Source organism: Streptomyces glomeratus (genome assembly GCF_021462825.1).
In the GTDB taxonomy this organism is placed as follows: domain Bacteria; phylum Actinomycetota; class Actinomycetes; order Streptomycetales; family Streptomycetaceae; genus Streptomyces; species Streptomyces glomeratus.
In genome coordinates, this window is record NZ_JAKEEB010000068.1 from 1 (window position 1) to 11,688 (window position 11,688).

Annotated in this window: 9 protein-coding genes and 1 pseudogene; 4 read left to right on the plus strand and 6 right to left on the minus strand. The window is 69.4% G+C overall.

What is annotated here, in order from left to right:
• From LZ604_RS34720 to LZ604_RS36510, 3 genes and pseudogenes are all read left to right on the plus strand, one after another.
• On the plus strand, positions 1 to 779 hold a 779-nt coding region (locus tag LZ604_RS34720; protein WP_234520148.1), incomplete at its 5' end, for an RNA-guided endonuclease InsQ/TnpB family protein.
• A 145-nt stretch (positions 780 to 924) separates the two neighbouring features.
• Positions 925 to 2,883 (plus strand): sensor histidine kinase, encoded by a 1,959-nt coding sequence (locus tag LZ604_RS34725; protein ID WP_234520150.1) that lies wholly within the window; start codon positions 925 to 927, stop codon positions 2,881 to 2,883.
• 42 nt (positions 2,884 to 2,925) lie between these two features.
• A pseudogene (locus LZ604_RS36510) lies at positions 2,926 to 3,090 on the plus strand (IS5/IS1182 family transposase); the annotation flags it as partial.
• Between the two features lie 327 nt (positions 3,091 to 3,417).
• Here the strand turns inward: LZ604_RS36510 and LZ604_RS34735 are convergent.
• From LZ604_RS34735 to LZ604_RS34755, 5 genes are all read right to left on the minus strand, one after another.
• Entirely contained in the window at positions 3,418 to 4,074 is a 657-nt protein-coding gene (locus tag LZ604_RS34735; RefSeq protein ID WP_234520153.1) for a hypothetical protein, read from the minus strand.
• A gap of 1 nt (position 4,075) precedes the next feature.
• Positions 4,076 to 4,246: a hypothetical protein gene (locus LZ604_RS34740; RefSeq protein WP_234520154.1), complete on the minus strand. Its 171-nt coding sequence runs from the start codon at positions 4,244 to 4,246 to the stop codon at positions 4,076 to 4,078.
• Between the two features lie 305 nt (positions 4,247 to 4,551).
• Positions 4,552 to 6,381 (minus strand): TerD family protein, encoded by a 1,830-nt coding sequence (locus LZ604_RS34745; protein WP_234520155.1) that lies wholly within the window; start codon positions 6,379 to 6,381, stop codon positions 4,552 to 4,554.
• A gap of 251 nt (positions 6,382 to 6,632) precedes the next feature.
• Positions 6,633 to 7,064 carry a DUF3761 domain-containing protein gene (locus LZ604_RS34750; RefSeq protein WP_234520156.1) on the minus strand — a complete coding sequence of 144 codons (432 nt, stop codon included), beginning with the start codon at positions 7,062 to 7,064 and terminating at the stop codon, positions 6,633 to 6,635.
• A 650-nt stretch (positions 7,065 to 7,714) separates the two neighbouring features.
• Positions 7,715 to 8,599 (minus strand): winged helix-turn-helix transcriptional regulator, encoded by an 885-nt coding sequence (locus LZ604_RS34755; RefSeq protein ID WP_234520157.1) that lies wholly within the window; start codon positions 8,597 to 8,599, stop codon positions 7,715 to 7,717.
• 59 nt (positions 8,600 to 8,658) lie between these two features.
• Here LZ604_RS34755 and LZ604_RS34760 point away from each other — a divergent pair, with 59 nt between their 5' ends.
• Positions 8,659 to 9,918: an MFS transporter gene (locus LZ604_RS34760; RefSeq protein WP_234520158.1), complete on the plus strand. Its 1,260-nt coding sequence runs from the start codon at positions 8,659 to 8,661 to the stop codon at positions 9,916 to 9,918.
• A 598-nt stretch (positions 9,919 to 10,516) separates the two neighbouring features.
• Here the strand turns inward: LZ604_RS34760 and LZ604_RS34765 are convergent.
• A complete protein-coding gene (locus LZ604_RS34765) occupies positions 10,517 to 10,759 on the minus strand; it encodes a DUF3761 domain-containing protein (protein WP_234520159.1) in 243 nt (80 codons plus the stop codon).
• Positions 10,760 to 11,688: the final 929 nt, after the last annotated feature.

The following is an 11,688-nucleotide window of genomic DNA, read 5'->3' on the forward strand; positions in this document are numbered from 1 at the left end:
AGGTCAACCAGCACCGGCCCGTGGTCGGCAAGGTCAAGACCGTGTCCGTCAAGCGTGAGGGCAAGCGCTGGTACGTCATCCTGACCGTCGAGCAGGCCGCCCCCGAGCCGCTTGGGGCGACCGGCAGCGTGGTCGGCATCGACATGGGCATAGCCAACTTCCTGGCCGACTCCAACGGCGAGTTCGTACCCAACCCGCGCCACGGCCGGAAGGCCGCCGCACAGCTCGAAGCCGCACAACAGGCTCTCGCCCGCTTCCCCCGCGCCCGCCGCGACAAGCGCACCGCCAACCACCGCCGAGCCGTCCAGCGCGTTGCCGACCTGCACCGCAAGGTCCGACGCCAGCGCCTGGACCACGCCCACAAGACCGCTTGTGACCTCGTGCGCCAGCACGACTTCATCGCGCACGAAGACCTTAAGATCCGCAACATGGTCAAGGCCCCCGCGCCCAAGCCAGACCCCGAACAGCCCAGCAGCTTCCTTCCCAACGGGGCGGCGGCGAAGGCCGGGCTCAACCACTCGATGTCGGATGCCGGTTGGGGGGTGTTCCTGACGATCCTGCACGCCAAGGCTGAAAGCGCCGGACGGGAAGTGATCGCTGTGGACCCCCGCAACACCTCCCGGACCTGCCCCGAGTGCGGGCACGTCTCAGCAGGCAACCGGCCCACCCAGGAGACGTTCCACTGTCAGTCCTGCGGCCACAGCGCGCACGCGGACACAGTGGGCGCCCTGAACGTTCTACGGGCCGGGCTGGTCCGTCGCGACGCCCACCCGGCATAGCGAGAAGCCCCCGGCTTCTGCCGGGGGAGGAGTCACCGCCGTGTCCCTCTCACAGCTGCTGCGTGCGTCGGGTGAGCACCTGTGCATCGATGTCTTACGAACGGGAAACGAGGTGCCTGCCGGGCCGCCTCTAGCTTTGCGGGACATGAGGGGGAACCGAATCCGCCGACCCGACCAGTCCATCCGCATTCCCGGCTGGGGCTCCATCCGCGGCCGTATGGCGATCGTCCTCGCCGTACCCACCTGTCTGCTCCTCGCCCTGACCGGGCTGGGCGTTGCCGACCGCGCCCACGCCTGGTCCGCCGCGCGGGCCACGCAATCCCAGGTCGGCATCCTGCTGCGGGAGCAGGGTCTCGTCCGTGAGCTCCAGCGGGAACGCGGCCTCACCAACGGCCTGTTGAGCGGCGCCGAGCACTACCGGGACGATGTCCGCAGGCAGCGGGTGCGCACCGACAACGCGCGTGCTTCCTTGAGGGCGGCGCTCTCGCAGGAGAGCGGCGAGCTGCCCGAGGCTGCGGCCTCCGCCTTACGCCATGCCCAGCTCCCGCTCGTCGGCCTGACCGGAGCCCGTACCGTCGTCGACACCGGCACCGCCGACCGTACTGCCACACTCCGCTTCTACACCGGGGCCGTCACCGCCCTGATCGACGCCGAAGGCGCAGGCGCGCCCGACGGCGACCGCGGTATCGCGCAACGTGTGCAGGCGCTGCAGACCCTGGCGCGTGCCACGGAGGCCGTAGCCCTCGAACGCGGCTTTCTGAACGGTGTGTTCGCGGCGCAGCGGTTCCGCCGCGGTGAGTACCTCGACTTCACCGACGTCCGCGCCACGCGGGACGCCGCCCTCGGCCAGTTCCGCCAACTTGCCGACAGCGCCGAGAAGTCATCCCTCGACCAGGCCTTCGGGACGGCTGCCGCCCGCCGCGTCACCGGGTACGAGACCAAGGCCGAGGCGGGTGCCGACGGCTCGTTCCTCGACGTCGACGTCGCTCCCTGGTGGGCCGATATGACAACGCTCGTCGATGATCTGTACCGCGTGCAGAAACAGGTCGGTGACGACGTACGGGCACGAGCGGACCAGGTCGGCGGCGCGGCCACACGCGAACTCATCGGCTTCCTGGCACTGGGTGCGCTGATCCTCGCCGTGGCCTACGCACTCGCGGTGTTGTCGGCCCGCTCCATCACCCGCCCCTTGGGCGCCCTGGCCGACGAGGCCGACGCAGTCGCGGGCACACGGCTGCCGGATGTGGTCAAGTACATCCAGGAGGCCGACCCCGACACCCCGTTGCCCACGGAGCCTGGGGCGGCCGAGGTCCCCGGCAATGCCCGGGAGATAACCCGGCTGGCCAGCGCTCTGCGCAATGTCGAGCGCACCGCCGTGGGCCTCGCCGTCGAGCAGACCGTCATGCGCCGCAACAGCACCGAGTCCCTGGCCAGTCTCGGCCGCCGCAACCAGGCGCTCCTCAGCCGCCAGCTCGGGTTGATCACCACCCTGGAGAGCCAGGAGCTCGACCCGGACGCCCTCGCCGAACTGTTCGAGCTCGACCACCTGGCGACGCGCATGCGCCGCAACGCCGAGTCCCTGCTTGTCCTCGCCGGCGAGGAGCCCCCGGCTCGCCGCTGGCCCAGCGCGGTCACCGTCACCGAGGTGGTTCAGTCGGCCGTCTCCGAGGTCGAGCAGTACCAGCGGGTCGCCCTCACCGACATCGAGAAGTGTCGCGTCCGTGGCCATTGTGTCGCCGAACTCTCCCATCTGCTCGCCGAGTTGCTGGAGAACGCGCTCATGTTCAGTCCACCTCAGCAGCCCGTCGCGGTGTACGGCTGGCGGGATGGCGGCGAGTACTGCCTTGCCGTGGTCGACCGGGGAATCGGGATGACCGCGCAGCGGTTGGCCCAGGCCAACGCCCTGCTGTCCGGCAAGGGCGGCTCCCTGCTCGCTGCGCCCACTCGGTTCCTCGGCCACCATGTTGTCGGCGCGCTCGCGACCCGCCTCGGCGCCCATGTCGAGCTGCGTCCCACGGAGGGCTCGGGTGTCACAGCGTACGTGGCTCTTCCCGCCAGGCTCGTCCAACAGCCGGACGCCTCAACCACCGCGATAGCCACGTGAGTACGCGCCGGCGGACCCGGGTTAGCGAGGGCAAGCCACGTCATCCGCCGAGCAGGTGTACAGGACGACGGCGGAAGCAGGTGGAGCGATGTCGCGCGGGCGGTGGCCATCAGGTCCTGGCTCACCGCCTACCGTCGCCTCTCACCCCGCTACGAGCGACATCCTCGCACCTACCCGGCCTTCCTCGGCCTCGCCGCGGCCCTCTGCAACGCCTCCTCAGACGGACCATGTGGGACCCGGTGTAAACCGCCGCACAGGCCAGTCGGGCCGATGCCCCCGATGTGCTCGCGGACGCACCGTTGCCGCCGAAGTGCGCTCCCAGACCCGACAGATCTCTGCAGGACGTGCACCCTGCCATCGCCAGTGAGCTCCCACCGACCTGGCCGGCGCGGCAGGCCGCGTGTGCGCCTCCACCAGCGCCTCCTGCGCTGGTCTCGCCAGCTGCGCAGGCGGTGTCCACCGGGATCGTGTACGGATGGCCGGGCGGAATGCCGCCCGGTGGCCGGCGAGGGAACGCTCCAGCACGAAAATGGGTCAGTTGTTTACCGACAGGTCCGGCGCCTGGATCGGCTTGCCGTCCTTGTAGAAGGTCTTGATGCCGTTGATGTCTCTCAGCTCGGTCATGCGCTTCAACGTTGTTTGGAAGTCGTCCTGGTGGTACGAGTTGAAGGTGTCCAGGCCGGCGTCGTGGTCGTGGTTGCTCGACGGCACGTCGACCGTGATGTACACGTGGCCGTCCGGCTTCAGTTCCATCTTCACGATGTTGATGTCCAGGGGATCGAGGCCGCTCTCATACCAGTCGTACAGGGCCTTCCTGTTCTTCTCGAAGGCCTGCTGCAAGGGCGGCAACGTCGACTTGGCAGAGGGGGCAGCCGTGGCATCGCGTGCCGCAATCGAGCGCTTGCCCATAGTGCGGTCATCCCCGTCAGTCGAGACGGCCTTCGTGCAAGCGGGCGTGTCGTCGGGGTGATGCTCATGGCACCACTTCGCGACCTTGTAGGTGCAGTCGACGATCTCGTTGCGGCCCGCTTCGCTGGTACCCGACATGGTCTTCAGGTGCTTCGCGCACTGCGGTGGCCCGTCGTTGCCGCCAAGCGTGGCCCAGCCGACGACGCCCAGGATGGCACCCAGGACGACGAAGGCACAGACGAGAAAGGTGATCAGGCGCTTCCGGCCGGTAGGCAGTCTCATGTCAGGCCTCGCCAATGGTGCCGTTTTCCACTGCCTCGTTGCGTCCCCCGCCGCCGCCGTTGTTCCACTCGGCGAAGCGCTTGTAGCAGTCGGGCCGGCCGTCGTCGGTGACCGTCTTCACGACGCCGATGAGGCCCAGCACCAGCAAGCAGCAGACGAAGAAGATCGTCAACCGCTTCTGAGCCACTTCGCGGGGCCTGCACCCTCACCCGCCCCGGCTGCCGCCGCCAATGATCATCCACCTGGAAGTCCGTACCTGGCGCCCACGGTGACCCCACCGTCGAGGCCGGCGTGTGGAAGGGCGCATCTTTGGTCAGGGGCCGGGCGGGCCGTCGTGCCGTGGACGCCGGCCCCATTGGCCGAACGAGCCCGACCCGTACCAAGCTGGCGCCTCCTGGCAGACCGCCAGCCTTGCGGCCGTGATGCCCTTCACCCAGACCATGCGGCCCGCCGGGAAAGGGGGCATACGCTGACCGGCTAGGCGACGTCGACGCCGTGCGCCCGGGCGAGTCCGTCGAGGCCGTCGGCCCAGCCCTGGCCGATGGCGCGCAGTTTCCAGACGGGCCGGCCGTTGGCGGTGTGCCGGTACAGCTCGGCGATGGCCATGGCGCGGATGTCGGGGTCGGCGGGGGGCTGGAAGGCCCAGGTGGCCCCGGTGACGCACTCCATGTACAGGGCTGCGTGGGTGAGGGCCCCGCAGGTCAGGCCGGTGTCGACGTCCATGTTGACGGCGATCGTGATGCGCTGGATGTGGGCGGGCAGGGCGGCGAGGTGGAGGGCTGCGCGTTCGACGGTGTGCGGGCCGTCGGTCTGCTTGCCCAGCAGGCGGGCCGCGCCCTGGGCGGCGGAGGGCTGGTTGTAGAAGACGAAGTCCTCATCGCAGGTGACCTGGCCGCCCGTGTCGGTGAGGAAGAGGGTGAGGTCGGCGTCGGCGCCGGCAAAGCGGAAGGCGATGCGCAGCACTTGCCAGGCCTCTTCGGGCAGCACCAGATTCTCTCCTGGCGCGAGCGCGGTGGCAGCAGGGAGGCTCGGCAGCGCAGGAGTGTGGGTCGGCGCCGCGGGTGCGGGCGGCAGCGTCCGGGGAGTGGTCTGACTCTTCCACTCGGCGAAGGGGCGGATCCGGTAGTGATCCGGCGGGGGAGCGGAGGGCGCGGCAGGGACGCTGGCGCGCAGGTCTCCGTCGAGGCCGGCCAGGGTCGCATCGCCGGGTTCGGCGTCGTCCTGAGCGTGGTCGAGGAGACTTTGCAGGCCGGGCAGCCGGCTGGTGTCCAGGGGCTTGATGGCGCTGGAGAGGTTCCCGGAGGCGGTGGTGGTGACCGCGCAGGCGACGTCCTGGCCGATGTCGAGGAACCGCAGCGCGTCGGTCGTCTCCCGCCAAGGGCCGGCTTCGATGGCCTGGCGCGTCCAGCGGCCGTAGGTCACGAACCCCAGGCGCTGGGTGTCCGGCAGGCGCGTGAGCACGGCCAGGTCGATGGCGGTGATGCCGGGCGCGACGGCGAATGCCTCTTTGAGCGTGGCCACGATGTTCGACCCCATAGAGGTGAGCCACCACAGGGTGCGGTCGCGCTTGCTGAGGGTCTTGAGAGTGGGGCGCCCGCTGGGGGTGACTCCGGGCGTCTGGTCGGGCAGGGAGTCGATGTCCTGCTGCCGTATCACCACGGACAGGACGGCTCCGTCGACTCCCACCGCGCAGCCTGCGGCGGGGTTGTCGGAGAAGGCGTAATCGAGCGCCTCGCAGACGGTCTCCTCGTCGTTGGCGATCAGGGCCTGCCACCACTGATCGGCTTCGGCGGCCAGATGGCCGTGGACGGCGTGGAGGCGGGCCTGTTCGGCGGCCAGGTAGGCGGGGGCGTCTTGCGCGGCCTTCCGCTTGGCCGCCGCCCGCTCGGCGCGGGCGAAGACCCCCAGCGCCGCCAGGTGGTGGGCCTGGGCTTCTGCCAGGGCCCAGGCCAGACTCAGCTGCGGAGGCCCCGGCACGACCGGTGGCCGGGCCGGCGTGAAGGACTGCAGGTGGACACTGGTCGTCTGCTGCCGCAGCTCCTTCAACTGGGCGATGGCCGCGTCGCGTTCCGCCTCCTGCCGGGACCGCTCGGCTTGCCGGCGGGCCCGGTCCAGATGCGCTGCTGATGGGGCGACGGCCCGCGAGCGGGTCGTGCCGGCGCTGCGGCGGCTTCCGCCCAGGGGACTGGAGGCGTAGAAGGGGCCTACTCCAGAAGAGATCCGCGTGCCGCCGCTGCCCATGCTGATGCGCGCCGCGCGGGGGCCGACGGAGGTGCGTACGCCCCGGGTCGAAACCCGCACACTCATCCCCGGCACACCCACACGAAAGCCGAAAGCCATCATTCCTCTCCGTTCTTACCTTTCCTCAGGCAAGAGGCGCCGTTCTCGACAACGACGGCTCCGCTGCCACCTCGCACCCCGGCCGCCCAACACGGCCTGGCGCGCGGTCTGCACCACCCGTGAGGACCTGGCGAGCCGACGCGCCTGCGCCGGTGCTGCGCCATTTCCCCCGACCGCAGCCGCAGCGGTGAGGTTCAGCAGCCGCGCCGCGGCGCCTGCTACCTGTAGAAGACCGCAACACCGCCGTGATGGGAGCAGGCTCCCTGGTGATGGGCGGCATAGCTGTAGGTGCCGTCGTTGCACAAGGCGGTGACCCCCGCCGGGTGGGATGTGTCGCCGCCGGAATTCGACGAGCCGCCTGACGACGAACCGCCGCTGCTGCTCCCCACGGAGCCGGCACTTGACTTGTGCGTGGCCGTTGACGCGGGCTTGGCTGTCTTCGTGACGGTGACCGTCGGCGCCGGCGCTGCCGTCTTCGTCACGGTGACCGTCGGCGCCGGCGCTGCCGTCTTCGTGACGGTGACCGTAGGGCGCGGCGCGGGACTGGCCGCGCTGGAATTACCACCACCGAACGCGGCGCCGACCGCGAGCAGCGCGAAACCGCCGACCCATACGCGCTTGCGCTTGTGCAGCGGGCGGATATCGGGCATGCGGACAGGCTCAGGCGGGCGGACGGACCACGGGCCGGGCTGGTGCTGACTCATGCGACGATCCCCTCACAACGGACGCCCGGACACACGCCACGGGGCAGTTGAACACTTTACAAATCCTCCCCAGAAGCCGCGCAAGACCCGTACGTACGCGAAATGCTGGCGGTGCTCTCAGAACCTTCGATGCGTAGGTGCTCCGGCGGCGGACTTCGTACGACCCGATCGAACCTGCAGTCCGCAGACAGTTTCCCGGCTGGCTGGTGCCAGCCAACCGTGCCTGATGCCTCACCCGCCCGCTCGTACCAGTAGGTGAGGCTTTGGCTCGCTATAGAGATGTAGAGGTGGTCCGGGCCCAGTACTCGCACCACGTCGTCCAGCAGGTCGCCGTAGGCGTCTGCGACACTCGCCGCATCCCCTGCCTCCTCCCCGCCAGTGAGCAAGGGTCTGGCGGGTGGCGAGCGTGTCAGGGTGGTGCGGGACCAGCCCCGCATGCGCGGGGAGCAGCTCACCGAGCTGACCCGCATCACATGGGTGGCGGAACCATCCCCGCGGGCGCGCACTGAGCGTCTGCGAGATCGGGCCCTGGATCTCCCCGGGGGTGCGAAAAATAGCCATCGTACGCAGCAAGCACGTCAGGTCCAGAAGGTCTGTCACGCCCCGGCCAGCGAGTCGACGAGCGCTAGGGCGTCGTCGACGGAACCCGCCGGGTCGTTGAGCGGGTATAGCACGCCGCGCACCGTGCGGGAGGAGTCGAGGACGAGGGTGAGTCGCTTGAGCCGGTCCACGCCCGCTGCGCGGAAGGTGGGTAGCCGCAGCGCCGCGGCCAGTTGCAGGTCGGCGTCGGACAGGAGCGGGAACGCGATCCGCTCGTGCTCCGCGAAGGCGGCGAGCTGGTCGGGGCGCTGCGTGCTGACTCCGTGCACCTCCACATCGCGCTCGGCGAAGGCCGCCATCCGGTCGCGATAGGTGCACGACTCCAGCGTGCAGCCGCGGGCGCCCGGGATCTGGCCCCAGCCCGGTGGGTAGTTGTGCCCGCCGGGTGCGTAAGCCCCGGGGAAGCAGTACAGGACCGTCCACGCCCGGTCCGTGGAGACTGGGTCGACCGGCACGCCTTCCGGGCCGGCGAGTTCGAACTCGGGGAGCCGACGCCCTACCAGGGCGTGCACGCGTCGGGTCTCGGCGGAGTCGGTCGCGCTGGTCGCCGAGAGGGCGCCGTCGCCCATGACATGGCGGGCGCCCCAATCCTGGAGGGTGACCAGGACCGGCAGCAAGCCGCGTCCGGCTGGCGTCAGGTGGTATTCGTACCGGGGAGGGTGGGGGCTGTAGAGACGCTTCTCCAGTACCCCGTCCGCGACAAGGTTTTTCAGACGCTCTGTCAGTACTTTGCGACTGATGCCGAGTCCGTCCCGGAGCGCGTCGAACTGGTGCGTCCCGCCCGCGACGTCGCGGATGAGCAGCAGTGTCCACGGGTCACCGACCACCGCCAGCGCCTGCGCGATCGCGCAGTCCGGGTCGCCGAGCTCTGTGTACCGCATGATCCATGAGTATAGTCAGTTCCCTAAAGGGACTCACTCGACGGTCGCAGGGGGCAGACATGACGACGGCGGTGCAGGGGCGGGAAGAGAAAGAGAAGCAGCCGGACAGCAGATCGCGCGTGGCGGCGTTCTGGCGTTACTGGGGTGCGTCCACGGCGAGCGGGATCGGCGACGCCGTGACAGCGGTGGCCCTACCGCTGCTCGCCGTACTCGTGCTGCATGCCTCGGCATTCGAGGTAAGCCTGATCACGGCCGCCTCCTTCGCTTCGTGGCTCCTGATCGGCCTCCCGGCCGGAGTCCTCGTGCATCGTCTGCCCATGCGCGGGACGCAGGTGGCGATGGACTTGGTCCGGGCCGCCGCGGTGGCCTCAGTGCCGGTGGCTGCCACGCTAGGCGTCCTGACCCTGCCACACCTGATCGCCGTGGCCCTGGTGGTCGGGTTGGCGTCCGTCGTCTTCGACGTCGGCAACTCGACCTTCCTGCCCTCCATCGTCAGCAAGGAGGAGCTCACCAGCCGGAACAGCCTCACCTCGGGAACCAGGGCGGCGACCCAACTCGGTGGCCCGTCCCTCGGCGGCGTTCTGGTCCAGCTGCTCGGCGCGGCAACGTCGATCGTGGTCGACGCGGTCAGCTACCTCGTCTCGGCCGCGCTCATGGGCAGCCTGCCGCAGGTTGCGCACCCCGCGCAGGAGGGCCCGCGCCGCGGCATGGGCGAGATGGTCCGTGAAGGCTGGCGGTACGTCACCCGCCACCCTGTCATCGGCCCCTGCGCGGCGGACGCGACCGCCGTCAACTTCGTCTGCGGCGGCCTGATGGCGCTCACCCCGGTCTTCCTGGTCCGCACCCTCGACGCGCCGCCCGCCCTGGTCGGGATACTCATCGCGACCGATGGCCTCGGCACCCTAGTCGGTGCGGCGCTGACACCCCGGATCGTGGCACGCCTCGGCAGCGGCCGGGCGCTGTGTTGGGCCGCAGCGGTCTCCCCGTGCTTCGCGGCGCTGATGCCGCTGTCCGGCCACTCCGTGGCACTCGGCCTATTCGCCCTGGGGAACGCCGGCTTCGCCGGGGCCGTGGTGGTGACGAGCATCGTGACGCGCACCTACCGGCAGACCGCCACACCCCCCGAACTACTGCCGCGCGTGATGGCGACGGTCCGCTTCATCTCCTGGGGCGCCATCCCATTCGGCGCGCTGGCCGCGGGAGGTGCCGCCGCCCTGTGGGGAACCCGCGTCTCCTTCGCACTCATGGCCGTGCTCTCCACGGTGAGCCCAGCGATCCTCCTCGCGAGCCCGATCCGCCGTATGCGCGAGCTCGCGTGAACGGGATTTCGCGGGGACCGCAGTCGATCGGGACCGTGACGCCGCCAGCCGGCGCCGGACCATGCCCGCGCATGTGGGGAGCAGACTGCATGACTTGCGCTTCTACACCCCAGCAAGCGCTGCCTCCCGCACCTTCACGGACGCTGGCAAACCGCAAAACTCCTTTCTTACTCCGGCGATGCCGGGATTGGCGCCGTAAGACAGCTCCAACTACGGCGCCACCAGGGCTCCCCATAGGCGCGGAAACTGCGTCGGCTCTATTCCCAAAACCTGCTGGGGATCATCTCCGCGCATACGGGGAGCAGCAACGTGCTCTCACACAAGGACGATCCTTGCGCATGCGGGGAGCAGGCCGGAACGAGGCCCTTGTCTGAGACCTGGTCGGGAATCCCCGCTTGCCGGGAGCACCGTGACATGGAACGGGGACTGTGCCCACGAGGGGGACCATCCCCGCATGCGAGGAGCGCCGACGAGACGTGGTGGCGACGCTGTCCGGGTGCGACCTCGGGCCCGACGCCCCACGGTGGGGGCAGCGGTGGCGTTCCCGGCCAGGATCTCCGGGAATGCCACCGCCTGCCGCTTGGATGCGATGGATCGTCTACTTGAACCAGTAGCGGACGCCGTGGTGGTGGGAGCAGGTGCCCTGCGAGTTCCGCGAGTACGACAGGGAAGCGTCCTTGCACTTCGCCGTCTCGTACTTATCCTTCGGCTTCTGGTGGTGAGTCCAGCCGCACAGGCCGGTCGTGTGATGGATGCAGTGGTGGGCGGTGTTGGTGGACGGCAGCGTCGCTGCGGAAGCGGCTGGAGCGCTGAAGAAGACGCCAACGACGGCAACTGCCACTGCAGAGGCAGCAAGACGTGTACGCAAAAGGACCCCCCTTTTGAAGTCGAGCAAAGCAGCGGGAGTTTATAGCAGTTTCAACTGCCGACTCGCAGCACATTGCGTTTCTTTGCCCTGGGGTAAGGAGACCGCGAACTGTTCGTAACCATCCCCGCATGCGCGGGGAGTAGGTCGACGGGTTCCGCGCCCGCCGTTCCTTCGGGGGACCATCCCCCGCGCGCGGGGAGCAGCCGGGCGCCAGCAAGACCCTGCTCCGTCCTCGGGACCATCCCAACAGGTGTGGGGAGCAGTTGCAGGCGGTATCGGAGTAATCCTCTCGCCGCAGCCCCTGCATCACTGCCGCCAGTAGTCACGCTGCGGCAGTTGAGCCCAGGTATCGGGTGGTCCCAGGACAGCGCGCGCGTCGGTCAACTCAAGTCCCGCATAGGCGCACGAGTAGGCCACAGCATTGTGGCAGCGCCGGATGCGAATCCAGGTCGCCGACCTGCGCGTGGTCCGGCATCACGCCGTGATGCTCCCGCACCAGTGCTGACCACGGCACCGCGGACTGCAGCGCGGCAGGCTCACGGCGTCAGGGGAACCAGCGGTACCAGATGGGGAGGCTTGTACCTTCGTCCCAGCTCTGGTAGGCGGCACGGCGCTGTTCAGGCGGCGTCAGCGATTCCTCGTGGGCGAGCCAGTCGAGGTACCACTCCGCAAAAGTTGCGGCTTGGCGGTCATCGTTCAACAGCGGGTTCAGGCCATCGCACGTTGCACGTCCGTCGAACCACGTGACTCCTCCCCCTCATGGATGAGGGGGTTTCTCGCTATGCCGGTGCGGCTTCGCGACGGACCAGCCCGGCCCGTAGGACGTTGACAGCGCCCACCGTGTCCGCGTGCGCGTTGTGGCCGCAGGCGACGCAGTGGAACTTCTCCTGTGCGGGCCGGTT

What these genes read in the sequence shown, in the direction of transcription:
- LZ604_RS34725 (WP_234520150.1), top strand. Translation starts at nt 925, where the DNA reads ATGAGGGGGAACCGAATCCGCCGACCCGACCAGTCCATCCGCATTCCC.
- LZ604_RS34735 (WP_234520153.1), bottom strand. Translation starts at nt 4,074, where the DNA reads ATGAGACTGCCTACCGGCCGGAAGCGCCTGATCACCTTTCTCGTCTGT.
- LZ604_RS34745 (WP_234520155.1), bottom strand. Translation starts at nt 6,381, where the DNA reads ATGAGTGTGCGGGTTTCGACCCGGGGCGTACGCACCTCCGTCGGCCCC.
- LZ604_RS34750 (WP_234520156.1), bottom strand. Translation starts at nt 7,064, where the DNA reads ATGCCCGATATCCGCCCGCTGCACAAGCGCAAGCGCGTATGGGTCGGC.
- LZ604_RS34755 (WP_234520157.1), bottom strand. Translation starts at nt 8,599, where the DNA reads ATGCGGTACACAGAGCTCGGCGACCCGGACTGCGCGATCGCGCAGGCG.
- LZ604_RS34760 (WP_234520158.1), top strand. Translation starts at nt 8,659, where the DNA reads ATGACGACGGCGGTGCAGGGGCGGGAAGAGAAAGAGAAGCAGCCGGAC.